Source organism: Lactobacillus sp. A27 (assembly GCF_016742815.1).
Taxonomy (GTDB): Bacteria; Bacillota; Bacilli; order Lactobacillales; family Lactobacillaceae; genus Lactobacillus; species Lactobacillus gallinarum.
In genome coordinates this window covers 1-23733 of sequence record NZ_JAEHNT010000037.1, presented here as the reverse complement: position 1 = coordinate 23733, position 23733 = coordinate 1, and the positions used below count along the sequence as shown (strand labels likewise).

Below are 23733 nucleotides of genomic sequence, written 5' to 3'. Positions count from 1 at the left end.
TCTATATCTTTTCTATTTATTTACTATTATAAAGCAAAAAGCCGAGTAAATGTTTTACCCGGCTTTTTGGAGTTCATTTTTTTGATCTAGAGCAGATACACTGTTCACTTTAGATCTTAACAAATTGTTCTGCTGAATCAATTGGACTTAAATAAACGTAAGAAAGATTTAAATATTTTGTTTTTTCTATTAAGTTTTTCATTATTTTTTCTTGATCAGGGGTTAAATGTAAATGATTCAATGCTACCTTGGCTTGAATATACATTACTAACTTACTTGTATATTCAAGTGGATGGTCATTACTATCGAATTTGTTAATAACCAGTCCAATAGCATCGCGAATAGGACGATAGCGTCCAATATTCATTTCATTATAAATATTGCTGAAAAAACTATTATAGAAATTTTTTAAATCTTGATAGACCTCTTTGGTATCTGAGTTATGTTTAAAAATGCCGAACATCATAATCACTCCTTTAAAACCGGTAGGATTTGTGTTTTAGGATTAAACCAACTTCTCTGCTCATTGGTTAAAGGAGTATCTGTTATTAAGACATCCACCTTGTCCAATGGAGCAGACATATATGGAGAAGATGAATCGTTAGTGAATTTATATTTTTCTGCTACTAAAACAACTTGATTAGCGCGTGCAATTGCCGTACGTACAACTTCTGCGTCTTCCATTTTTGGCGCATATACACCATCTGGTCTAATACGAGAAGCGCCAATGAAAGCTGTATTGAAATGAATCTTACAAATTGTTTCAAGAGCGACTTTTGAGTAAATGTAGCGCTGCGACTTGTTGATTAATCCGCCTAGCAATCTAACAGAAGGGACTTCGGTTGTTAACATGCTTAAAGCATTGTCGATTGAATTAGTAACTACTTGCATATCGATACCGTTAAGCATGGGACAAAGTTGTTTTAGAATTGTTGAAGAACCAATAAAATCACATTGACCAGGATGAACGAATCGTTTAGCTTTTTTTGCCATTTTCAATTTAATTGGTGATTGAACTTCATTTCTAGTTAAAAAATCAGGTACGCTATTTTGATTGACCTCCATCAGCCCGCCGTGTACTCGGATTGCCTGTCCAGTTGTCGTTAAATGAATTACATCACGACGTGCAGTATCAAAAGATACATTAAAATATTGGGCAATTATTCTAGTTGAAAGATGATGTTTTTCTTTCAATAGCTTTTTGATTTGAATTAATCGTTCTTCTTGAGACATTTTTCTCTCTCCATGAATTAGTCTAGCATTTTTACAGGTAGCCGTATTTGTTTGATCAGCATTTTGCATTTATTTATCAGTACTTTTAAGTATATCAAAACATAAACACTTATATTTCATTATAAAAAACTGATTAGTTCAAGGATAAGGCTATTCTGATTTAAATCTAAAGACTTATTTAAATTGGTAGGATCCAATTATAAAAATGATTGACTTTTCATCAGTGATTGGTATGATATAGGTATAAAGAAAAGGATTACAAAACAGAGCGCTTAAACTTGCTCAAAGGAGGAAAAATGACGAATTACGATTCAAAAGAATACTTAAAGAGCGTCGATGCTTACTGGCGTGCTGCAAATTACTTATCTGTTGGACAACTCTTCTTAATGAAGAATCCATTGTTAAAGCATAAGTTGATTGCTGAAGACGTAAAGCCAAAGCCTATTGGTCACTGGGGTACTATTGCTCCACAAAACTTTATTTATGCACACTTGAACCGTGTACTTAAGAAGTATGACTTGGATATGTTCTACATTGAAGGCTCAGGTCACGGTGGCCAAGTAATGGTTTCAAACTCATACCTTGATGGTTCATATACTGAACGTTATCCAGAAATTACCCAAGATGAAAAAGGTATGGCTAAATTATTCAAGCGTTTCAGTTTCCCAGGCGGTGTTGCCTCTCACGCTGCTCCTGAAACTCCAGGTTCAATCCATGAAGGTGGGGAATTAGGATACGCTTTATCTCACGGTGTTGGTGCAGTTTTAGATAATCCAGATGTAATTGCTGCTGTTGAAATCGGTGACGGTGAAGCTGAAACTGGCCCGCTTGCAGCAAGTTGGTTCAGTGACAAGTTCATCAACCCAATTAAAGATGGTGCTGTTTTACCGATCCTTCAAATCAATGGCTTCAAGATTTCTAACCCAACTATCGTTTCACGCATGAGTGATGAAGAATTAACCGAATACTTCCGTGGTATGGGTTGGGATCCACACTTTGTTTCAGTATTTAAGGGTGGCCGTTTCGATGGTGAAAAGGATCCAATGCAAGTCCACGAAGAAATGGCTAAGACCATGGACGAAGTAATCGAAGAAATCAAGGCCATTCAAAAGCATGCTCGTGAAAATAACGATGCAAGTTTGCCACACTGGCCATTGATCATCTTCCAATGCCCAAAGGGTTGGACTGGTCCAAAGAAGGATCTTGATGGTAACCCAATTGAAAACTCATTTAGAGCACACCAAATTCCAATTCCTGTCTCACAAGGTGATATGAAGCATGCCGACATGTTGACTGATTGGCTTGAAAGCTACAAGCCTGAAGAATTATTCAACGAAGATGGTTCACCTAAGGAAATTGTTACTGAAAACACTGCTGAAGGCGACCACCGTATGGCAATGAACCCAATCACTAATGGTGGTAAGGATCCTAAGCGCTTGAACTTGCCAGACTACCGCGACTTTGCTCTTAAGTTTGACAAGCCAGGTTCAATGGAAGCTCAAGACATGGTTGAATGGGCTAAATACTTAGATGAAGTTGCTAAGCTTAACCCAACCACTTTCCGCGGCTTTGGTCCTGATGAATCTAAGTCAAACCGTTTGTTCCAACTTTTGGATAACCAAAAGCGTCAATGGGAACCAGAAATCCACGAACCAAATGATGAAAACATGGCTCCAAGTGGTCGTGTGATCGATTCACAATTATCAGAACACCAAGATGAAGGCTTCCTTGAAGGCTACGTATTAACTGGTCGTCATGGCTTTTTCGCAACTTACGAAGCATTTGGTCGTGTAGTAGACTCAATGCTTACACAACACATGAAGTGGCTTAGAAAAGCTAAGGAACAATACTGGCGTCATGATTACCCATCACTTAACTTTGTTGCTACCTCAACTGTGTTCCAACAAGACCACAACGGTTACACTCATCAAGATCCAGGTATTTTGACTCACTTATACGAAAAGAATCGTCCAGATTTGATTCATGAATACTTGCCATCAGATACTAACACTTTGCTTGCTGTTGGTGACAAGGCCTTTAAGGATCGTGAATGCATCAACGTTTTGGTAACTTCAAAGCAACCTCGTCCGCAATGGTTCTCAATTGAAGAAGCTCAAAAGTTGGTTGACAAGGGCTTAGGCTACATTGACTGGGCTTCAACTGATAAGGGTGCAAAGCCAGATGTTGTCTTTGCTTCAACTGAAACTGAACCAACTATCGAAACTTTGGCAGCCATTGACATTTTGCACGACAAGTTCCCAGATCTTAAGATCCGTTACATCAACGTTGTCGACGTGATGAAGTTAATGTCACCAAAGGACAACAAGAATGCTATTTCTGATGAAGAATTTGACCGCTTATTCCCAAAGGATGTTCCAGTAATCTTTGCATGGCATGGCTACAAGAGCATGATGCAATCAATCTGGTTCGACCGTAAGCGTTACAACGTTCACATCCACTGCTACGAAGAAAATGGTGACATTACCACTCCATTTGACATGCGTGTCTTGAATCACCTTGACAGATTCGACCTTGCAAAGGACGCTGTTGAAAGCGTTGCTAAGTTAAAGGGTAAGAACGCTGACTTCATTAGTCACATGGATGATTTACTTGAAAAGCACCACCAATACATTCGTGATAATGGTAAGGATATGCCAGAAGTTACCGAATGGAAATGGAAGGGCTTGAAGTAATTTCTAAATAAGAATAAATTAGACCTATGTCGAAAAACATAGGTCTTTTTTGTAGGGGTAGATATGAAATCAGGTTTAGTACTAGAAAGCGGAGCCATGCGTGGACTTTTCACCGCGGGTGTGCTCGACGTCTTAATGGAAAATAATATAAGTTTTGATAGTGCAATTGGCGTTTCGGCGGGTGCAGCGTTTGGCGTTAATATGAAGTCAGAGCAGATCGGACGAGTATTGCGTTATAATCTGCGTTTTACGGGTAAGCCGTATTACGCTAGTTGGAAGTCATGGCGCAGATCAGGCAATTTATATGCCGCTAACTTTTGTTATCACGTTTTACCAGATAAGTTAGATGTGTTTGATAAAAAGACTTTTATGGCTAATCCAATGGACTTTTGGTGCGTGGCAACGGATGCCGCAACAGGTGAGCCGGTTTACCATAAGTTGAGGGATGCGGGGTATGTAGATTTAGAATGGATCAGAGCATCATCATCCATTCCATTTTTTGCCCATCCTGTAGCTATTGGCGGTCATTATTACTTTGATGGCGGCGTTTCAGACTCGATTCCATATGGCTTTTTGAAGAAAAATAATTTTGATAAAAAGATCGTGATTACAACGCAGCCTAAGGAGTACAGAAAGAAGCAAAGCAAGCTTTTTCCGGTTGAAAGGGTATTATTGCGTGAGTATCCAGCTGTGCTTGATAAATTGGCTACAAGAGCGGAAGACTATAACGCCGTGTTAGATAATATTGAAGCGGATGAAAATACTGGAGAAACTTTCGTCATTAGACCGCCAGAGGCATTAAATATTGGAACGCTTGAGCAAGACAAGAATGAAATTAAGCGTGTCTATTATGTGGGACGGCAAGAGGCAGAAAAAGTTTTGCCAGGCTTAATTAATTATTTGAATAATTAGAAATAGGAAAATGAATTAGCTTTAAGCAGCTATGTAGATTTAGATGATGAGAATGCAAGGAAAAGAAATAGCTGGAAGATGCTAGTCAGCTTTGTGGTGTTAACGGTAATATATGCGTTATGGCCGCTAGTATCGCATTTATCAAGGCTCTGGTATATCAAGGATTTATTGATAATTGTATTAACCCTAGTTTTAGCATCGTTATTGCTGCATTTGTGTCGTACCACTAAAGTATTACAAACAAGAATGCAGTCTGGAAAAGCACAAAAAATTTGGAGCTGGATTTTATTGATAGTGGGTGTGCCATATATCATTTCGATTCTGCTGGCGCCTATTATGCAAATTACTCATATGGCGATCAATAAAATTATTTCGATGTTTGTGATAGCGTTGATGGCAGGGGTAATCGAAGAATTGCTGTTTCGCGGCTTGCTTTTTAATAGCTTATTAAGCTTCTTTTATCACAACAAGAATCGGTTCTTGATAGCTGGGTTGATCAGTTCAATCTTATTTGGCTGTATGCACTTAATTAACTTAACGCACCAACCGTTACAATCTACTGTTGGCCAAGTCATCTTCGCTTTTACTACCGGAATAATTTTGATATATTTGCGCTTATTATCGAATAATATCGTTTGGTGTATGGTATTACACTTCTTCATCGACTTTAAACCTGTGATTCTTACTTCTAATACAGGCTCGCATAACATTTCACTTGTCAAAGTCTTCTTAGCAGTTTTGCCATTAATGATCTTGGCAATAATTTGTCTTTGGTTGTTTAATCGGCATTATGTGCAAACAAATAAATAGAATTAATAATCACTATCATTTCGGTAGTGATTATTTTTTGCCCAAATTTGATTGAAAAATAACCGAATTTGAATCAGTACAATTATACCTTTGCAAATAATGCTAAAGTGAAGAGTAATAAATAGTAGGAGGAAAAGGGAAATAAATATTTCATCATACGATCTAGGTTATTACACAGGAGCGGTAGTTCTTGTAGTACTAGAGCTAATACTTTTTTACGCTATTACTAATGTCAAATTTAAAAAGCGAGATTTAATATTTGCATTGGTCGTTTTTATTTGCAATCAAGTAATTGCAGAGTATATCCCAGAATGGAGCAATATTATCAGTCCCGTTACAACTATTGCTCTTTATTACTGTTACTTTTACAAACGAGCAGGTAAGTTGTTAACTGTTGCAGCAATTACCTTAATTCACTCGGTTTTAATCTTAACTTATTAATGAGCAATTATGTTTTTTCCTATTTGCCAATAATTTTTGCTTTCTTGTTTTATCCGGTAGTTTTAACTATTTTGTATCTAATTTTGAAAAAATGGCGTTATCAGATTCATCAATTTTTAACTAATGAAAATCGCCGGATTGCTGACTGGCTAGTAGTCTATCTTTATGCTTGCGCATTAATTGTCAATATTATGCGAGTGCCAGAAATCAAATTACCAGCTGAAATTTTTGGGATTTTGATCATGGAAATGCAGTCTCTATTTATTGTGGCGGTCTATATTGCAAGTGTACAGCTACAGAAAAAATTGTTAAAAAAGTAGGAACAGCGCAACTTTAAGCTCTATTTATATGATTTAGAAGATAGTGAAGATCGTTTGCGCAGATTTAAGCATGATTATTTGAATTTACTAGCAACGATGCGGACAGTAGCTGTGAATAATCATGATCAAAAATTAGTTCAAGAATTGGCACAATATACGGAAAAACAGATTAATGATGAAAATAGTTGGCATTTTAAAAATTTGAATCACTTACATAATGATGCACTTAAAAGTTTGGTTGTGAATAAATTAGCCCAAGCTAATGAATTAGGAATCAAGTATTCTTTTGAATGCGAAAAAGAGATTAAAGTTTTACCTAAAAACGTGAAATTGTTTGATTTAGTGCGGATTATTGGCATCGCCTTTGATAATGCTATTGAAGAAAGCGAGCAATTAGCTAATGTTCAAGCAATAAATGATCAATATGACAACATGTTTATTGAATATAGTGAAAAAGATAATTGGTTTAATTTTACTATGGTAATTGACTAGGAATAGAAATGAAATATAAAGTGATTATTTGTGATGATGATCTTGCGCAAGCAAGTAATTTAGCTTTGAAATTGGGAATTGCGGCAATGATGCAGCCCGAAGAAGTTGAACTTGAAATCGGTACGACTGCTCAAAATGCAAATGAGGTCTTGAACTATCTAAATGAACATCACTTAGACGGCGGAATCTATTTTTTAGATATTGAATTAGGCGATAACCAGGACGATATAAACGGTGTGGATCTAGCTGAAGAAATTAAAAAGTTAGATCAGCGAGCACAAATTGTTTTTGTAACTGCTTATGACGAATACATGGAGTTGACCTATCAACGGCGTATCGGGTCGATTGACTATATCAACAAAAGTAATTCTGATTTGCAGCAGCGATTGAATGAGACGGTACGGGATGCTGTAAATAATTTAGCTAAGGCTAATTTTAGCAAGAAGATGACGTTTTCTTATCGTTTAGGCAGGATCATTCGCAACGTTAATATTGATGATATCTATTATATTTCAACAACCAGGGCACCACACAAGCTGTGTTTGGTGCGTAATGATGGCACTGCCGAGTTTGCAGGCGATATTAAGAACATTGATCAGCAAAATGAGTTTTTAAAGAAAGTATCACAATCATATTTGGTAAATCCGAAAAATATTGCACAAATCAATTTAAAGAAAAATGAGATTGGCTTTCCTAATGGGGATGTAATCAAGTTTTCTCGTCGCTTTACCTATGTGATGAAAGGTATGATAAACACTTATAATTTGAAACAAAATAGTTACCGAATTTGACTAAAAATTAACCGGATTTGAAGTTATATTTCTGCCTTTACTAGAAAGCTAGATAATAATCTTGAGATAAAGGAGAAAGAAAATTAACTTAAGAAAGTGGAATATTTACTTCAGATGGGAAATAGCTATCGTCATCCTACTTTGGTGGGGGATGGCAATTTTCAATATTGTTAAAGTACATCTAGCTACAGCAGGACTATGTATTGTGGTTAGTATTTTACCAGTGCTGGTTTTAGCTTTTAATTGGTTAAAAAAGAAGTCAGCAGTCACTCGCTGGTTAACAATTATAATCATGCCTGCAATTTTATCAGTGACGTGGTACATACTTTTTCACAATATTTTGTGTTATGTCAGTTTTAAATTAGGCATTATCGTTTTATTTGGACTTATTTTGCTAGTAATGGACTTACCAGTCGCAGTGGTAGCGATAGGGCAAGTGCAAAATTGGTTTGGCCGCTTAATTGCAGCTTGCTACTTTGACATGGTGCTCTTGTCATCGACAGCGATTGAATTAAAGCCGCAAGGGATTAACGTCTTGATTTCTTCCGGTTTGATGGCTGGAGTAGCTGCATTTTTAGCAGCAATGCTGATTGCAAAATGTTGGGGCTTTAGCTTCAATCCTGATTTAAAATGGCAGAAGTCTAGTAACTGGTCGAATGTGACATTTATCTTATTACTTCTATTCTGTATTGTCTTTGCCTTCTGGGCAGAGTTTTGCGGAAAAGGAAATAATCTAGTAGAGATCTTATTCAAACCAGATTTTGGTCCGTTGAAACCAACTTGGGCATCGTTTTGTAGAGCCTTAGAAGAAGAAACCAACCGCTATTTGACGATCTTAGCTTTGATAGTTGGCTTTGCTAACAGTAAATATCGAGTTCAGATCACTGTGATTGTTAGTGCGGTTGTCTTTGGCTTGTTGCATTTTACTAATTTAGGCGGTCAGGATTTTGCGGCGATCTTGAACCAAGTAATCTATGCCGCAGCGTTGGGCTTAGTTCTAGCTATCTTATATTTATATACTGGCAAATTGTGGTTACCGATGGTGTATCACTTTGGCGTTGATTTTTTGAATTATGCAGTTAATGGTGGAATTAAAGCGCAGGTTTGGTCAGGCACTCTTAGTGATTGAGTCAGCTCGCTTGTTTCAATTGTAGTTCCAGTAGCTATTGCGATTTGGATGATGACGGGCAAGAGAAAATTAGTCATAGATGAAAATATTGAGTGCTTGTTAGGCTAGAATAATATAAAAAAACAGGATTTAGCATATGCTAAGTCCTGTTTTTTCGTTTATAAGAATTTTTCAAAAGCCTTACTAATACCATCTTCATCATTTGAAGCAGTAACATAATCGGAGTGTTCTTTAGCGACTGGACTGCCGTTACCCATGCAGACCGCTGTTCCTGCAAATTCAAACATCGTTAAGTCGTTACGCTCATCACCAATTGCCATTACTTCATCTGGCTTAATTCCTAATTTTTCAGTTAATTCCTTTAAGCCGTTACCTTTGCTGACGCCAGGATGCAATAATTCAAGAAAACATGAATCAGCGCGAACTACATATAAATCCTTTTCAAATTCTTGGCTAATTTTTTCTTCCCATTGATCAATTAATTGTTCTTTGCCTACAAAGCATCCCTTAGCTATTTCAAAATCAGCAGGCAATTCATCCGGCTGGCGAATATATAATGTAGCAGAATTTTCGTAAGCTTGTGTGTAGATCATCAAATCAACGTCATGATCTCCAGTAATGATCTTTGAATCAGGAGATACGACATTGAATGGAATGTGATGTTTCTTACCGAAATCGTACATTTTGCGATAAAACTTGTTTGAAACCAAATCTTCAGTCATAACTTGACCATCTGCAGTTATAGTAATTGCACCATTTAGAGTGATTGCATATTGATCAGGCCCAACTATGCCTAATTCATCCATAAAATGTTTTAAACCTGCGATAGGACGACCAGAGCATAATGCGACTTTAATTCCTTGATCTAATGCTTTTTTAACTGCTTCTTTCGTGCTAGGTAAGATTTTACCGTTTGAATCAAGCAAAGTTCCATCTGTATCTAATGCAATAAATTTAATTGCCATAAAGAGCTCCTTATTTTTGGTAATCGCTTTCATTATACCTAAACATGAAGCGTATGAAAATGAAATATTTTGCATACATTTAATATATATAAATAATAAAATAAACAGCATATTTCTTGACACACTAAATTGGCATGTAAACTTTTTACTTGAACATACGCTATAAAAGGCACAAAAATATTTCATTTGATTAAATATGCTAAAAAAATATCTGAAATATATTTCAGGCGATGAAATATTATTTTAATACCTTGAAACAGCTTTTCAGCTTTTTTAAAAACGCTTACACAAAAGAAAAACTATGGTATAAATAAGAATGTAAGCTAGCTGCTGAGATAGAGATAAATCTGAATTTGATATCACTTAGATTTTCTATCTTAATCAATTATCTAGAGGAGAAATATTTAGATAAGATCTAGTTGTATGAGCACCTTGCAACTAGTTAGATTTGGTGAAATAGATTAGGTGTAATACAAGAAACAATTGATTTAGTTTGATTCTTTCTTTCAGGGGTAAATTATTATGATGCAAAAGTTTCAGCGGTTTGGGGCCGCAATGTTCGTCCCAGTTATGCTGTTCTCGTTTGCGGGTATTGTTGTAGCTCTAGGAAGCTTATTCAATAACCCAACTCTGTTTGGCTCAATTGCTAATCCAGGGACGGCATGGAACTCAGTTTGGGACACAATTTCAGCTGGTGGTTGGACAGTCTTCAACCAAGAGGGTATTTTGTTTACTGTAGGTTTGCCTATCGGTTTAGCTAATAAGGCTAGAGGTAGAGCAGCCATGGAAGCAGTTATTGCTTACTTGACTTACAACTACTTCATCGGTGCAATGCTTACCCACTGGGGTGCAGCATTTGGCATTCCTAACTTTGACAAGATTCAAATTGTTGCTAACGCTACTAACCACGGTTTAACTAACATTGCTGGTATCAAGACTCTTGACACTAGTATCTTAGGTGCCTTGGTTGTTGCTTTGATCGTTGTATGGTTACACAACAAGTACTTCGACAAGAAGTTGCCTGACTGGCTTGGTACTTTCCAAGGTTCAACTTATGTCTACGCTTTAGCATTCTTTGTAATGATTCCTTTAGCACTCATTACTTGCTGGGGCTGGCCAAAAGTTCAATTGGGTATCACCAGCATGCAACACTTCATCGTAGATAGTGGATTTATCGGTGTTTGGATTTACCAATTCTTGAACCGTGTATTGATTCCTACTGGTCTTCACCACTTGGTATACATTCCATTCCAATTCGGTCCAGCCGTTGTTGCCGGCGGTTTGCAACCATACTGGTTGAAACACCTTGCTGAATACGCTGCAAGTACTAAACCACTTTCACAAATCGCTTCAGTTGAAGGATTCCAACTTTACGGTAACGAAAAGGTATTCTTAGTACCATTTATCTGTCTTGCCTTCTACGCAACTGCTAAGAAGAACAAGAAGAAGCAAACTTCAGCTTTGCTTATCCCAGCTGCTTTAACCTCAGTATTAGCTGGTATTACTGAACCTATCGACTTTACTTACTTGTTCGCAGCTCCTGTACTTTGGGTAATTTACTCAGTATTGTCAGCTACTATGAACACTGTAATGTGGGCCTTTGGTTTAAGAGGTTTCATGTCAGACGGTGCCATTGGTATTGCATCAATGAACTGGTTACCACTTTGGGAAAACCACTGGCATACATATGTAATGCAATTTATCGTTGGTATTATCTTCGGTATTATTACTTACTTCGTATTTAAGATCATGATTGAGAAGTTTAACTACATCACTCCAGGTCGTGAAGCTGATGATGAAGACGTTAAACTTATCAACAAGAAAGAATACAAGCAAAAGATGGCTGCTAAAGCAGCAGGTAAGGATGCAAACGACCCTTACATCGCAAGAGCTACTGCATACCTTGACTTATTAGGTGGTGCTTCAAACATTACTGAATTGTCATCATGTGCTACTAGATTACGTGTATCTGTTGCTGATCCAAGCAAGGTTGCTCCAGACTCACAATTTAAGGCCAACAAGGCCGTTAACGTTGTTCACCACGGTAAAGCATTACAAGTTATTGTTGGTCTTGACGTTCCTCAAGTTTTGGACGAAATGACTCAATTGATGCAACAAAGCGGCAGTGACGCTAAGGTTTCAACTGAACAAGATAATCCATACATTGAGAGAGCTACAGGTATCGTTGACCTTCTTGGTGGTGGCGAAAACATTAAGGATGTAATTGCTTGCTCAACTAGAGTAAGAACTCACGTCTTTGACACTAAGAAAGTTGCTCCAGATTCTGAATTCAAGAAGATCGCAGATTCATATGAAGTTCAACACAAGGACAACAACGAAATTGACATTGTTGTTGGATTGGATGCCGATCAAGTTGTTGATCAGATGAAACAATTATTATAACTGTAAGCGCTTGTGGTATTATTAATATATAAATTATATATTGATAAGGACACAGGTAAATATGGCAAATTTAAGATCGATGGTCTATGAAAATAGTAATAAACTAAACGATTCTGAAAAACAGATAATTCAATTTGTTTTAAATAATCCGAAAGACTGTAGTAAGTTAAGCCTTGCAAGATTAGCGAAGAAGCTCTATGTATCTGAATCAGCAATATTTCGTTTATGTAAAAAGTTAGGCTTAACTGGCTACAGCGAATTGAAATTTGATTTAGCAGAATTGGCTGAATCAAAGCAAAAGCCAATCAAAATTGAAAATAATTTTGCAAGAGAACTCAGTCGAGTAAATGATGACGTTTTGAAGTATTTTAAGCAACGTGATTTTGATAGCTTATATCATGATCTAGACGATGCTAGTACAGTCTACATCTATTCAACTGGTTGGCAGCAGGAGCTGATTGCACAGTATCTAGCTCACGAACTATTTATAGTTGGCAAGCATGCAACAGTTTTACCGTCAGCTCTTGATGAATTAAAGGCGGTTAGCCGCTTTGCTAAAAAAGGCGATATCTTATTCGTAATTTCATTTACGGGTGATAATGAGACAATTAATGAGGAAATTACCAAGCTTGAATTGGTAAATGATAAATTTAGATATGTTTCATTTACTAATATGAAACAGAATAAATTAGCTTCAATTGTTCAGCATAATATTTATTTCCCAACAATTGCCTTTACTGATGATGCCGATTATAAGAGTGGCAAAGTAGCCTTTACTCCAGCATATTATTTGATTGATTTGCTTGTTAGTGAATATGTGGCTTGGCAACAGAGCCAAGGAGAGGATATAGAAGTCAATGTGGGCAATTAGTAAACAAAAAGTTGAAAACTTTTTTGATCGAATGACCAGAAGCATGAATTTGGATACTAAAAAGATTCTTACTTGGTATTCGTACATCCTATTCATTGCTCCGCTGTTATTCTGGGCATTGATAGCGTTACGTAGCGGTGCGTCGGATCAATCGATCAAAATGATCGTTATTAAGCAGCCAGCTGTGGCAATCGTTACTATTATTGCAATCGTTGACTTTGTTCTCGGCTACTATTTGCTGCTAAATAAAAAGCAATTTTTGATTAATCGACAAACTTATCGCTTTTTGATGGTAAGTCAACTCATTGGTCAAATTTTGGTTGGCAACTTGCTCTGTGGTGTTTTAGCCATCTTGGGAATGTATAAAGCCAAAACTTTAAAAAAGACACAAGATAATATTAGTCCAGTAGTAATTGCTATCTCACTGGTAGCGGCCGTTTTATCGGTACTATGCTTTATGTTGATATTGTTACTTGAATTTTAGAAATCTAGAGGTTTAAATTATGTTTAATTTCTTTAAGAAGAATAAAGGTATGGAAGTAGATGCAGTGGTTGATGGCGACATTATGCCAATTACTGATGTAAAAGATGATGTTTTCTCAACCAAGATGCTGGGTGATGGTTTTGCAATTAAACCACAAGATAATCAAATTTATGCACCAGTTGACGGTACTATTTCTACACTCTTTCCAACTAAACACGCCATTGGAATCAAGACAAATAATGGATTAGAAATCTTAATTCACTTAGGTCTTGATACAGTTGAATTAAAAGGTGCTCCGTTTACAGTTAGTGTTAACCAAGGCGATAAAGTTGAAAAGGGTCAGCCTTTAGCCACAATGGATTTCCAAATGATCACTGACAAAGGCTACGATGACAGTTGTATCGTAGTTTATACCAACATGGATCTTGTAAAGTCAGTTACTCCAATTGAAAAGGGTGCTGTTAAGCATTCCCAAAAAGTACAAACTATTGAATTTAATTAGTCATTTTCCCTCTCTCAAATAAAATCTTAATAAGACTAATAAAAAAGTAGTTTTAAATCCTAGCTTCTAAGGTGAAGCTAGGATTTTTTTGTTAAGATAGAAGCAGAGAAAAGATGAGGAGAAATAATGAAAAGATATCGACCAAATACAAAAGCGGTGCTTATAGGAATTATTTTGATGCTGATTGGAATTTTGTGTTGGGTAATTAAAGCCTCGTTTATTCCTAAAGGAGCATTATATTTATTTCCAGTTGGTTTGTTACTAATCTGTGTAGGCGGATTAGAGCTGACAATTACTGCTTTTATAGCTATGAGGAAAAATGATTTAGCAATGAGTGCCCACTTAAAAGAAATTGAAGCTCAAAGAAAAAAGCTGAGGGCAAAAAAGAGTAAAGATAACCTAGACCGGTTAAACCATAATATGCATGAATGAAACAGAGTAATTTTTTAGAAGGGTAGAATAACAATGGATTTTAAAGAAGTTTTTCAAAAAGAGCATGTAACTCGGAAATTTACTAATAGAAAAGTTCCTGAAAATGCGATTGCCGAAATAATTAAAAAGGCACAACAATCACCATCATTGCTTAATTCACAGCCTTGGAGAGCATATGTGTTAGTAGGGGATGCCTTAGAGAAATTTAAACAAGCTTCAATTGAAAATAATGATAATGATATTAAGCCAGATGAAGATTTTGCTTCAATGTTGTCACTTGATTGGGATGTTTTCCCAAGTAGAAACATGGTTACTATGGGTGCATCTCAAAGTTTTTTCTTTAGAAACAAGTTGCAATTATTTTCACATGCTAACAAAACAATGTTTAATGCCCCAGCTATTATTTTCTTAACAGTACCTAAGAAATCACCAGCTTGGTCAGTATTTGATTTGGGTATCTTTGCACAGAGTATCATGCTTTTAGCTATTAACCGCGGATTGGGGATTATGCCAGCTCACTCAATGGTTTCTTATCCAGATCTTGTTAGAAAATACGCTAAGATTCCTGAAGATGAAGCAGTCGGTATGGCTATTGCAATCGGTTATATCGATAAAAATGCGGAAATTAATGATCCGAAATTTATTCCAGCACGTGTGCCTTTTGACAAAATTTATAAGTTAACAAAATAAACCAATTTCACTTGTGCAAAACTGAACTATTATAGTTAATAAATGGTAAAATAGGTTTTAGTAATTAAGTTATAAAAAAGGTGATAATGCTTTGAGTCCAGCTCAGATCGCAACTAATTTAGTTGCAACTTTGTTAATTTTTGTTGTTGCTGCATTCTTTGTTGCTGCAGAGTTTGCTTTAGTACAAACCAGACCTAGTAAACTTGAAGATATGCTGGCTAAGGGTCAGGGCAATAAAAAGAAACTACAACGTGCGCTTCACATGACGCATAATTTGAATGAGTATCTTTCAACCACACAAGTAGGTACTACTCTTGTCGGAGTAGTTTTAGGTTGGTTCTCAGCTGATACATTTGCTGTTATTTTAGCGGATGCATTTCATTTAACTCCAATGAGTGAATCGCTTATTAAGTCAGTGAGTGCGATTTTGGGTGTGATTCTTTTAACCTATTTGGAAGTTGTATTAACTGAAGTCGTTCCTAAGAATATTGCTATTGATAAACCTGTAGAGATGATGATGGCAATTGTTACACCACTTCATATTTTCCACACGGTTGTTTATCCATTTGTATGGCTGCTTAATACTAGTTCTAATGGAATTCTGAAATTAATGGGTTTTGCCCCAGCTGATGAAGAAAATGAGGTTTATTCTCAATCCGAAATTATTAAGTTGTCACGTAATGCGGTGCATGGTGGTTCGCTTGATAAAGAAGACCTCACATACATGGAACGGGCTTTCGAATTAAACGATAAAGTAGCTAAAGATATCATGACTGATAGAACACGTTTATCAGTCCTTGATTCTACTGATATTATCGAATATGCCCTTAAAAAATACTTAGAAGAGGGTTACAGCCGTTTTCCAGTAGTTAGGGATAATGATAAGGATGATGTAGTAGGATATGTCTATGCTTACGATATTGTCCAACAAAGCCAAGTTGATAGCAGTGTTCCAGTAACTAGAATTATCAGAACAATCATTACTGTTCCTGAATCAATGCCAATTCAATATATTTTGCACTTGATGATTTCTAAGCACACTCCAATTGTTTTGGTTGTTGATGAATACGGTGGTACAAGTGGTATTGTTACTGATAAGGATATTTACGAAGAGCTCTTTGGTTCTGTAAAAGATGAAATTGATGATGTTTCTGATGATTACATCATCAAAGATAAAGAAGGTAATGTCCATGTTTCTGGTAAGACTACTTTGTATGACTTTGAACGTTACTTCCATATAGATCTGAAGGCGTTTCAAGATAGTGACATCATTACTATTGGTGGTTATATGATGGAACATTATCCTAACCTTAAGAAGGGTGAAACGATTGAACTAGAAGGTTATAAATTTACGCTTGATAGTATTGAGCAAGGATTTATGCGTTGGTTTATCGTGGCTCCAATTAATGCTAAAGGTAAAGCCAAAGAAAAAACAGAAAATAGTAAGAAATAGAAACTATTCAGAAGAAGCGTCATTTAAGACGCTTTTTTTGTACAAAGATGTTATAATTTCTTAATAATAAGAGTTTTAAACATAAATTGGATTGAGGGGTAGGTAAATTGGTTAAAGCCGACAATATCAACGATATTATTGATCATAAATTATTTTCTGAAGATGACATTCATGAAATGTGTGTCCGTTTAGGTAAGCAACTAACTGAAGATTATGCAGGTAAGAAGCCATTAGTAGTTGGTGCTTTAAAGGGTGCTATTTATTTCTTAACAGATTTGACTCGTCAGATGGATGTCGCTCATCAATTAGATTTTATCGATGTTTCTAGTTACGGTGATGGTTTTGAATCGACTGGTAAGGTCAAGATCGTGACAGATTTAGCCACAGATGCTAAAGATCGTGACGTCTTGATTGTGGAAGATATTGTCGATACTGGTTTGACCTTGAAGTTTATGAAGGATTTAATCAAAAAACGTGGTGCGAAGAGCGTTAAGTGTTGTGCAATGCTTAATAAGGAAGCTCGCAGAAATGTTGACGTTGACCTTGAATACTACGGTTCAAAAGTTGGTAATGAATTTGTAGTAGGTTATGGTTTGGACTTCTTGAACATGTACAGAAACATCCCTTACGTTGGAGTATTAAAGCCTGAAGTTATTCAAAAATATGTGAATAAATAAAAAATAAGGAAGAACCGTTAAAGTTCTTCCTTATTTTGTTTTTGCATATAAAAGTAGATTGGCAAGCCCAATAAAGTTAATCCGATTCCGATGATTGATAAAATGAATTGATTAATAATAGTGGAAACTACGATAAAGATACCACCTAGGATTGAAATGATTGGAATAATTGGGTACCACGGAACTTTAAATGGCCGCCGTAATTCGGGTTCACGTTTTCTTAAAATAATGACGGCAATAGCTAACATGGTATTAAAGGTCCACATGACGAAAACCAGCATATCTGTCAAGACTGTGAAGTTACCCAGTAAAATCATCACGATTGCAATTGCATCTACAATCAATGCTCCCATGACCGGCACGCCAGTGTGAATGTTAGCTTTACCAATTTTATTTGAAAATGGTAAAAGATTATCTTGAGCCAGAATATATGGTGTACGCATCCCCGTTAACATGAAGGCATTAACTGCACCGTAAACGGAGATCAGAATACCTATAGTCACTAATTTACCGCCGAATTGACCGAATAATTTCATCGAAGCCTCAAAGGCAGCATTATTATTGTTTACTAAGTCATGAATTGGCAAGACCGTTAAAAAAGTATAATTTATTAAAACATAAATTAAAGTAATGGCAGACAAACCCAAAATGATTGCACGGGATAAATCTTTCTCAGGATTTTTGACCTCATTGGCCAAGTTGGTGACAACGATCCAACCTTCAAAAGCAAAAAGGGCAGATAGTAATCCTTGACTGATGGCATTAGGAAAAGAAATATTATTTCCAACTGTTAATGGAAAGATGGGAGCTGCAATTTTATTTTGATTGAAGAATCCCCAAATGATAATCAAAACAATTGGAATCACTTTTAAGATGGTGATAACTGACTGCATTTTGCTGGAAAATTTTGTGCCAATTAGGTTAATAGCTAGTAAAAATAATACAAGAAAGATTGCTATTAGATTGGCATATTTGGCATTAATGCCAAATAGTGAAACAAATTGAACACCAAAAATCGAGCTCAATGCTCCAATTTGTGCGGGGAAATAAACAATCATTTGTGCCCAGCCAAATAAAAAGCCCCAGACGCGGCCATAGGTATAATCCAAATATTTAATCGCACCATTAATTTTTAAGCTCGCTGCAATTTCAGAAATTGTTAGTCCCGACGCAATCGAAATTATTCCGGCTAATATCCATACAAAAATTGTGGTTGAACTACTGCCAGTTTGGGCCGTAATTGTTCCAATTTTAAAGAAAACTCCGGCTCCGATAACTGAACCAATTACTGTGGCGAGAGCTTGTCCAAAAGAAATTTGTCTTTTCACATTTTCACCATCCTTAAAAAAGTTAATATATAAATTATTTTAGCACATGAAATATCAAGGGTTGGTATGATTCGCATTTTTGGTTAAAATATTAGCGGGAGGAAAAGTCATGAAAAGGTATCATCATAAATATACTTTACCTGCAATCTTGACTTTATTAATTTTAGCAATTGCATTTCTTTTGATTGGCTTTTTTAATTTTAAAAAGCAAACAACACTGCCACCGGATTCTAATTCTAGTCCGATCGGGATCGAACTGAATCAGGACATAGATTATGTAGATCTGCATAAGTTACAGTCTAATGGCATTTCATTTGTCTATTTGAAGGCAACACAAGGCAGATCTTATTTTGATGAAAATTATTTATCCTATCGAGATCAAATTTTGGGTACACAGCTCGCTTTTGGTAGTGAAATCTCATATAGTAATGAATCAACTGCCTTGCAGCATTATCGTTACTTTTTTAACCAAGTAGGGAATAATACAGGCAGCTTACCTATTTTAATTATTCCGGTAGCCGGACTTAGCAAAAAGTATTTGAAATCAATGAGTAAATTTACCCAGATGTTGCAGCAACGAGGTAAAACGGTAATGGTGGAGCTTGATCAAAAGTATCGCCATTACTTTGATTCAGCAACGTTATTTATGTCGACGGATAAAAAAGCGCCCAATAAATTAAAGTATTCATTTTGGCGTTATACAACTAACGGACGCGTAAAGGATGTTTCTGGCTTAGAAAAAGGCATTACAATGTACGCGTATAACGGAACCGTTAGTCAATATAAACAGAAGTATGGACAATTAACACAATAATGTATCAAGAAAAAATAAAACAAATATTGCTCAAAGAGCATAAAACCGAACCAACAATAATTCAAAAACAAACATACGATGCAATCAAAAATGGAGCTAGCTTAATAGGCTTAGCTAAAACGGGAACAGGCAAGACTTTAGCTTACGCTTTGCCTAGCTTAGAAAGAACGGAAAAAGGTAAAGCTAATAGCGTAGTTATCTTGGCTCCGACTACCGAATTAGCTGTTCAAATTCGGCATGCCATTAATCCTTACTTGCATGCATTAGATGTAAAGGGTGCAACCTTAGTAGGGGCTGGTAATAGAAAGAGACAAGAAGATAATTTAAAGAAAAAACATCCTGAGGTAATTGTAGCTACTCCAGGAAGATTCTTTGATTTCTTTTCTAGTGGTCGGATTAAGGTAGCTCAAATTAAAACTTTGATTATCGATGAAGCAGATGATATTTTGGAATTTGCTAAATTAGAGCTATTGTCTGCATTAGGTCAAAATTTAGGTTCAGATAGTCAAATTTTGCTTTTTGGTGCTACTGATTCAGAGATTACTAGAGATGCAGAAGAATTATTTGCACGTAATTTTCTTTTAGTTGATGTGCGGAATCAGCAGAGTTCAACTACCAAGCATTATTTTTTGCAAGTTGATAATCAACATAAGATTGAATTTTTACAAAGAATGACCAAATTAGATCATTTTAAAGGTATTCTTTTCTTTGATTCTAATGAGACCATGATGCGTTTTGCCGGTATTTTTGGTCATACCAAGACTAAGTTCGAATTATTAGCCAATGAATTTGGTAAGCAGCGTCGTGAAAAGGCCTTAAATGATCTTGCTACAGGAAAAACAAAGTTGCTTTTGGCAACGGATCTTGCTGCGCGTGGTTTGGATATTCCAGGTGTGACCTACGTTATCAATTTTGATATTCCAAGTGAACAAAATACTTATTTGCATAGAGCAGGTAGAACTGGAAGAATGAATGCCACTGGTTATGTGGTCACTTTAGGCGATGATCATGATTTTCGTGATCTGAAGAAACTTTTAGCCGATCAATTGCAGATAGAGCGAGTTTACTTTGCTGGGTATCATTTGACTACTGCTAAACCTAAGAAAAAGAAAGAAAAGAAGCAAGAAGCTGCTGCAGAAGTTAAGCAGGTAGTTAAGAAAAAACAGAAAAAGCACAAGAAACGTAATAAGAAAAATAAGGGATATCATCCACATTATCTGAAGGTGAAAAAATGAATCGATTAGTTAGATGGCTGGAAGATTATGTATTGCCGCTAGCTAATCGTTTAGGACAGATAAGATGGTTAGTTGCGCTAAGGGATGCTTTTGTTTCTTTGATGCCAATCACTATTGCTGGATCGCTAGCTGTTTTGATTAAAAGCTTAGTTGAAGCTGCTAAAGTTCATTTAGGTTGGAATGCATTCGCTTTTGCAATGCAGCCTTTTGTGTCCATTAGCAATTTGGTGTGGCGAGGGACCTTTTCTCTTTTTGCATTTTTCTTTGCGTTGGCATTAGGATACCAGTTAGCTAAAGCTTTTGAAGGAAATAGGTTAGCGGCGGCTATTGTTTCGCTTTCATCCTTTGCTTTAAGTATCGCCAGTTTTGCAAAAATTAAATTTCATGGCGATAGTATTTTGATTAGGGATGCTTTTGATATCAGCCAATTTTCAACAACAGGATTATTTACTGCGATTTTATTTGGCTCGGCTGGGTTCTTTATTTATTGGGCCTGTTATAAAGCAAGAATTATGATTCATTTATCAGCTAATTTGCCACATGCTGAACAAGCGGCCTTTGACTCGATGATTCCTGCGATAATTGCGATCTTTAGTGTCGGTGGAATTAACTATGTATTTCAAGTTCTGACCGGGCAGTATTTTGGTGATTGGCTATTAACCAGTATTCAAATGCCATTGGTTAAATGGGGCCAGGGCTTTGGTACAGTGTTGTTAGTAACAATGTTGGTGCAGGTATTTTGGTTTTTCGGAATCAACGGCTTGGGAGTTTTATCACCAATTTTAGATTCAATCTGGCTAACCGCCCAAAATAGCAATATTACGGCTGTACGTAATGGACATGTTTCACCATATCTTTGGGGCCGTGGATCTTTTGATGTTTTTGCCTGGTTTGGTGGTGCCGGTGGTACATTAATGTTAATCGTTGCAATTTTAATGTTCTCTAAACGCAGTGATTATCGTACGGTAGCTAAAATTGCGCTTGCACCAGGTATTTTCAATATTGGAGAACCAATCTTATTGGGATTGCCTGTTGTTTTAAATCCAGTTTATTTAATTCCATTTGTATTAGCGCCAATAGTTAATGTTGCGTTTTCTTATTGGGTGAGCGTGATGGGGTTAGTCAATCCGGTACAAGTGGCGGTGCCAAGTATTATGCCGCCGATTATTGGTCCCTTTTTAGCCTGCAATTATGACTGGCGTGCGATTGTTTTAAGCATCGTCGATATGTTGATATCTTTAGCAATTTGGACACCTTTTGTTATTGTGGCAGATAAAATTGCAGATACCAATAATCCTAAAACATTTTTTACCACACAATTTTAGAAAAAAAGATTAACTATTACCTTATTTTTTGGTAAAGTTAATCTTAGGTTTGACCCCGTAGTTCATCTGGATAGAACAATGGTCTCCTAAACCGTAGAGGTGAGTTCGAATCTCACCGGGGTCATCAAAAAAGCCATCTGTGATGCAGATGGCTTTTTTTGTAAATATTAACCTAATGGATTGAGCATAATGTAAGTAATCAGGCCCCAGACGATAAAGACGCAGATTAGAGCAGAGTAAAGCAAGCGTCGTCTAAGTTTAGCAGGCTTAGCCTTGTCCAATCCAAATACTAAGCAGAAACTGCCAATGATAATAAATAGAGCTGTAGTAATTAAAAAAATTAAACTAGAATTCATAAATATATCCAACTTTCTGTAAGTACATCTTCAATTAAAACACAGAATTAAGATGCAAGATAGGAATAAATCAGTTATAGTTAAATAAGTTTATCGGAGGGATTTTTATGAAGAAGATTAAAGTAATGACTGTCTTTGGTACAAGACCTGAAGCGATAAAAATGGCACCGCTTGTTTTAAAACTAAAAAAAGATGAGCGCTTTGATGAAGTGACTGTAGTCAGTGCACAACATAGAGAAATGCTAGATCAGGTACTTGATATTTTTAAAATTAAACCTGATTACGACTTTAATATTATGCACAAGAATCAAACTTTGGAAGACATTACTTCGAAAGTTATGATCGATTTGTCAAAGGTTATCAAAGAAGAAAAGCCAGATGTTGTGCTGGTTCACGGTGATACAACGACTAGTTTTGCGGCAGGACTTGCTACCTTTTATCAACAAACTACGTTGGGACATGTGGAAGCTGGACTTAGAACTTGGAATAAGTATTCACCATTTCCTGAAGAAATGAATCGCCAAATGACCGACGATTTGGCTGATTTATATTTTGCTCCAACTGAATTATCTAAGAGCAATTTGATTAAAGAAAATCATAAAGCAGACAATATTTTTGTAACTGGTAATACCGCAATTGATGCATTAGAACAAACTGTGCAAAAAGATTACCATCATGCCGTTATGGATGAAATTACACCAGGCAACAAGGTGATCTTAGTGACTATGCACAGACGTGAAAACCAAGGCGAACCTATGCGCCGCGTCTTCAAGGTGATGCGTCAGGTAATTGATTCACATCCTGATGTGGAGATTATTTATCCGGTACACTTATCACCACGTGTGCAAGAAGTTGCTAACGAAGTTTTAGGCGGCGATCCTCGAATTCACCTGATCGAACCACTTGATGTGGTTGACTTCCACAATTTAGCAAAACGCAGCTACTTTATCATGACTGATTCAGGCGGCGTGCAAGAAGAAGCTCCAAGTTTGGGCAAGCCAGTACTTGTTTTGCGTGATACAACTGAACGTCCCGAAGGCGTGAAGGCTGGTACTTTGAAGCTTGTGGGCACGCAAGTCGACTCAGTTAGAGAGAGTATGCTGGAACTTTTAGAAAATAAAGAAGCATATGACAAGATGGCGAATGCCAAGAATCCATATGGTGACGGTCATGCCAGTGATCGCATTATGGATGCGATTTATTACTATTTCAATAAAGATAAAGTAAAGAAGCCAAAAGATTTTGAATAAGAGCAAAACAAAAAGTAGCAAAATTTAATTTTTGCTACTTTTTTTGGCTCTCTGTCAAATCGTGTTGATAGAAGTCAACTATAATTTAATAATTGGATTAAGCATCAAGCTGCTATGTACCAGCTTG

The 23733-nt window shown here is 36.4% G+C and carries 24 protein-coding genes and 1 tRNA gene; 20 read left to right on the top strand and 5 right to left on the bottom strand.

From position 1 onward, the window contains the following. Nucleotides 1–109: 109 nt before the first annotated feature. Together JEM49_RS05930 and JEM49_RS05925 are read right to left on the bottom strand one after the other, a co-directional pair. Nucleotides 110–463 carry a bacteriocin immunity protein gene (locus tag JEM49_RS05930; RefSeq protein ID WP_087175953.1) on the bottom strand — a complete coding sequence of 118 codons (354 nt, stop codon included), beginning with the start codon at nt 461–463 and terminating at the stop codon, nt 110–112. A 5-nt stretch (nt 464–468) separates the two neighbouring features. After that, nucleotides 469–1233, bottom strand: coding sequence for a DeoR/GlpR family DNA-binding transcription regulator (locus JEM49_RS05925; RefSeq protein ID WP_201874091.1), 765 nt, complete (start codon nt 1231–1233; stop codon nt 469–471). A gap of 296 nt (nt 1234–1529) precedes the next feature. Between JEM49_RS05925 and JEM49_RS05920 the strand changes: the two genes are divergently transcribed. From JEM49_RS05920 to JEM49_RS10525, 7 genes are all read left to right on the top strand, one after another. Next, nucleotides 1530–3926, top strand: coding sequence for a phosphoketolase family protein (locus tag JEM49_RS05920; RefSeq protein WP_201874089.1), 2397 nt, complete (start codon nt 1530–1532; stop codon nt 3924–3926). Between the two features lie 63 nt (nt 3927–3989). Then, nucleotides 3990–4838: a patatin-like phospholipase family protein gene (locus JEM49_RS05915; protein ID WP_201874086.1), complete on the top strand. Its 849-nt coding sequence runs from the start codon at nt 3990–3992 to the stop codon at nt 4836–4838. A gap of 336 nt (nt 4839–5174) precedes the next feature. Then, nucleotides 5175–5648 carry a CPBP family intramembrane glutamic endopeptidase gene (locus JEM49_RS05910; protein ID WP_158227432.1) on the top strand — a complete coding sequence of 158 codons (474 nt, stop codon included), beginning with the start codon at nt 5175–5177 and terminating at the stop codon, nt 5646–5648. A 464-nt stretch (nt 5649–6112) separates the two neighbouring features. Beyond that, complete coding sequence (locus tag JEM49_RS10370) at nt 6113–6409, top strand: hypothetical protein (protein ID WP_207187926.1); 297 nt, start codon at nt 6113–6115, stop codon at nt 6407–6409. A gap of 78 nt (nt 6410–6487) precedes the next feature. After that, nucleotides 6488–6901 (top strand): hypothetical protein, encoded by a 414-nt coding sequence (locus JEM49_RS10365; RefSeq protein WP_207187925.1) that lies wholly within the window; start codon nt 6488–6490, stop codon nt 6899–6901. Between the two features lie 8 nt (nt 6902–6909). Next, nucleotides 6910–7692, top strand: coding sequence for a LytR/AlgR family response regulator transcription factor (locus tag JEM49_RS05900; protein ID WP_098045960.1), 783 nt, complete (start codon nt 6910–6912; stop codon nt 7690–7692). Nucleotides 7693–7843: 151 nt separating this feature from the next. Then, complete coding sequence (locus tag JEM49_RS10525) at nt 7844–8821, top strand: CPBP family intramembrane glutamic endopeptidase (RefSeq protein ID WP_242509785.1); 978 nt, start codon at nt 7844–7846, stop codon at nt 8819–8821. A gap of 158 nt (nt 8822–8979) precedes the next feature. Here JEM49_RS10525 and JEM49_RS05890 read toward each other — a convergent pair whose 3' ends face one another. Beyond that, entirely contained in the window at nt 8980–9786 is an 807-nt protein-coding gene (locus JEM49_RS05890; protein WP_201874084.1) for a Cof-type HAD-IIB family hydrolase, read from the bottom strand. A gap of 522 nt (nt 9787–10308) precedes the next feature. Here JEM49_RS05890 and JEM49_RS05885 point away from each other — a divergent pair. From JEM49_RS05885 to hpt, 8 genes are all read left to right on the top strand, one after another. Beyond that, a complete protein-coding gene (locus JEM49_RS05885) occupies nt 10309–12189 on the top strand; it encodes an alpha-glucoside-specific PTS transporter subunit IIBC (RefSeq protein ID WP_087175933.1) in 1881 nt (626 codons plus the stop codon). 61 nt (nt 12190–12250) lie between these two features. Then, nucleotides 12251–13060: a MurR/RpiR family transcriptional regulator gene (locus JEM49_RS05880; RefSeq protein WP_087175934.1), complete on the top strand. Its 810-nt coding sequence runs from the start codon at nt 12251–12253 to the stop codon at nt 13058–13060. Beyond that, the gene (locus tag JEM49_RS05875; protein WP_025005454.1) at nt 13047–13544 is read left to right on the top strand and encodes a hypothetical protein; all 498 of its coding nucleotides are present in this window, start codon (nt 13047–13049) and stop codon (nt 13542–13544) included. The genes JEM49_RS05880 and JEM49_RS05875 overlap by 14 nt, the downstream gene beginning before the upstream one ends. A gap of 19 nt (nt 13545–13563) precedes the next feature. Then, the gene (locus JEM49_RS05870; protein ID WP_025005455.1) at nt 13564–14046 is read left to right on the top strand and encodes a PTS sugar transporter subunit IIA; all 483 of its coding nucleotides are present in this window, start codon (nt 13564–13566) and stop codon (nt 14044–14046) included. A 126-nt stretch (nt 14047–14172) separates the two neighbouring features. After that, nucleotides 14173–14478, top strand: coding sequence for a hypothetical protein (locus JEM49_RS05865; protein WP_201874082.1), 306 nt, complete (start codon nt 14173–14175; stop codon nt 14476–14478). Nucleotides 14479–14511: 33 nt separating this feature from the next. Then, nucleotides 14512–15168, top strand: a complete 657-nt coding sequence (locus tag JEM49_RS05860; RefSeq protein ID WP_087175935.1) for a nitroreductase — start codon at nt 14512–14514, stop codon at nt 15166–15168. 91 nt (nt 15169–15259) lie between these two features. Beyond that, on the top strand, nt 15260–16621 hold the full coding sequence (locus tag JEM49_RS05855; protein WP_087235415.1) for a hemolysin family protein: 1362 nt from the start codon (nt 15260–15262) through the stop codon (nt 16619–16621). A gap of 107 nt (nt 16622–16728) precedes the next feature. Next, on the top strand, nt 16729–17298 hold the full coding sequence (gene hpt, locus JEM49_RS05850; RefSeq protein WP_201874080.1) for a hypoxanthine phosphoribosyltransferase: 570 nt from the start codon (nt 16729–16731) through the stop codon (nt 17296–17298). Between the two features lie 17 nt (nt 17299–17315). Here the strand turns inward: hpt and JEM49_RS05845 are convergent, their stop codons facing one another. After that, nucleotides 17316–18626 (bottom strand): APC family permease, encoded by a 1311-nt coding sequence (locus JEM49_RS05845; protein ID WP_025005460.1) that lies wholly within the window; start codon nt 18624–18626, stop codon nt 17316–17318. Nucleotides 18627–18735: 109 nt separating this feature from the next. Between JEM49_RS05845 and JEM49_RS05840 the strand changes: the two genes are divergently transcribed. From JEM49_RS05840 to JEM49_RS05825, 4 genes are all read left to right on the top strand, one after another. Then, nucleotides 18736–19440, top strand: a complete 705-nt coding sequence (locus tag JEM49_RS05840) for a GH25 family lysozyme (RefSeq protein ID WP_087175937.1) — start codon at nt 18736–18738, stop codon at nt 19438–19440. Continuing rightward, a complete protein-coding gene (locus tag JEM49_RS05835) occupies nt 19440–20675 on the top strand; it encodes a DEAD/DEAH box helicase (protein ID WP_087175938.1) in 1236 nt (411 codons plus the stop codon). The genes JEM49_RS05840 and JEM49_RS05835 overlap by 1 nt, the downstream gene beginning before the upstream one ends. After that, nucleotides 20672–22000 carry a PTS sugar transporter subunit IIC gene (locus JEM49_RS05830; RefSeq protein ID WP_201874078.1) on the top strand — a complete coding sequence of 443 codons (1329 nt, stop codon included), beginning with the start codon at nt 20672–20674 and terminating at the stop codon, nt 21998–22000. Before JEM49_RS05835 ends, JEM49_RS05830 begins: the two co-directional genes overlap by 4 nt. Before the next feature lie 51 nt (nt 22001–22051). Continuing rightward, nucleotides 22052–22124: transfer RNA gene (locus tag JEM49_RS05825), tRNA-Arg, on the top strand. A 43-nt stretch (nt 22125–22167) separates the two neighbouring features. Here the strand turns inward: JEM49_RS05825 and JEM49_RS05820 are convergent. Then, on the bottom strand, nt 22168–22356 hold the full coding sequence (locus tag JEM49_RS05820; RefSeq protein WP_025005464.1) for a hypothetical protein: 189 nt from the start codon (nt 22354–22356) through the stop codon (nt 22168–22170). Between the two features lie 107 nt (nt 22357–22463). Here JEM49_RS05820 and wecB point away from each other — a divergent pair, with 107 nt between their 5' ends. Then, nucleotides 22464–23606: a non-hydrolyzing UDP-N-acetylglucosamine 2-epimerase gene (gene wecB / locus JEM49_RS05815; protein ID WP_191451028.1), complete on the top strand. Its 1143-nt coding sequence runs from the start codon at nt 22464–22466 to the stop codon at nt 23604–23606. Nucleotides 23607–23733 lie beyond the last annotated feature (127 nt).

Bases quoted from the DNA above. Each gene is read 5' to 3' on its own strand.
- JEM49_RS05930 (WP_087175953.1), bottom strand. From the start codon at position 463: ATGTTCGGCATTTTTAAACATAACTCAGATACCAAAGAGGTCTATCAA.
- JEM49_RS05925 (WP_201874091.1), bottom strand. From the start codon at position 1,233: ATGTCTCAAGAAGAACGATTAATTCAAATCAAAAAGCTATTGAAAGAA.
- JEM49_RS05920 (WP_201874089.1), top strand. From the start codon at position 1,530: ATGACGAATTACGATTCAAAAGAATACTTAAAGAGCGTCGATGCTTAC.
- JEM49_RS05915 (WP_201874086.1), top strand. From the start codon at position 3,990: ATGAAATCAGGTTTAGTACTAGAAAGCGGAGCCATGCGTGGACTTTTC.
- JEM49_RS05910 (WP_158227432.1), top strand. From the start codon at position 5,175: ATGCAAATTACTCATATGGCGATCAATAAAATTATTTCGATGTTTGTG.
- JEM49_RS05900 (WP_098045960.1), top strand. From the start codon at position 6,910: ATGAAATATAAAGTGATTATTTGTGATGATGATCTTGCGCAAGCAAGT.
- JEM49_RS10525 (WP_242509785.1), top strand. From the start codon at position 7,844: ATGGCAATTTTCAATATTGTTAAAGTACATCTAGCTACAGCAGGACTA.
- JEM49_RS05890 (WP_201874084.1), bottom strand. From the start codon at position 9,786: ATGGCAATTAAATTTATTGCATTAGATACAGATGGAACTTTGCTTGAT.
- JEM49_RS05885 (WP_087175933.1), top strand. From the start codon at position 10,309: ATGATGCAAAAGTTTCAGCGGTTTGGGGCCGCAATGTTCGTCCCAGTT.
- JEM49_RS05880 (WP_087175934.1), top strand. From the start codon at position 12,251: ATGGCAAATTTAAGATCGATGGTCTATGAAAATAGTAATAAACTAAAC.
- JEM49_RS05875 (WP_025005454.1), top strand. From the start codon at position 13,047: ATGTGGGCAATTAGTAAACAAAAAGTTGAAAACTTTTTTGATCGAATG.
- JEM49_RS05870 (WP_025005455.1), top strand. From the start codon at position 13,564: ATGTTTAATTTCTTTAAGAAGAATAAAGGTATGGAAGTAGATGCAGTG.
- JEM49_RS05865 (WP_201874082.1), top strand. From the start codon at position 14,173: ATGAAAAGATATCGACCAAATACAAAAGCGGTGCTTATAGGAATTATT.
- JEM49_RS05860 (WP_087175935.1), top strand. From the start codon at position 14,512: ATGGATTTTAAAGAAGTTTTTCAAAAAGAGCATGTAACTCGGAAATTT.
- JEM49_RS05840 (WP_087175937.1), top strand. From the start codon at position 18,736: ATGAAAAGGTATCATCATAAATATACTTTACCTGCAATCTTGACTTTA.
- JEM49_RS05835 (WP_087175938.1), top strand. From the start codon at position 19,440: ATGTATCAAGAAAAAATAAAACAAATATTGCTCAAAGAGCATAAAACC.
- JEM49_RS05830 (WP_201874078.1), top strand. From the start codon at position 20,672: ATGAATCGATTAGTTAGATGGCTGGAAGATTATGTATTGCCGCTAGCT.
- JEM49_RS05820 (WP_025005464.1), bottom strand. From the start codon at position 22,356: ATGAATTCTAGTTTAATTTTTTTAATTACTACAGCTCTATTTATTATC.
- wecB (WP_191451028.1), top strand. From the start codon at position 22,464: ATGAAGAAGATTAAAGTAATGACTGTCTTTGGTACAAGACCTGAAGCG.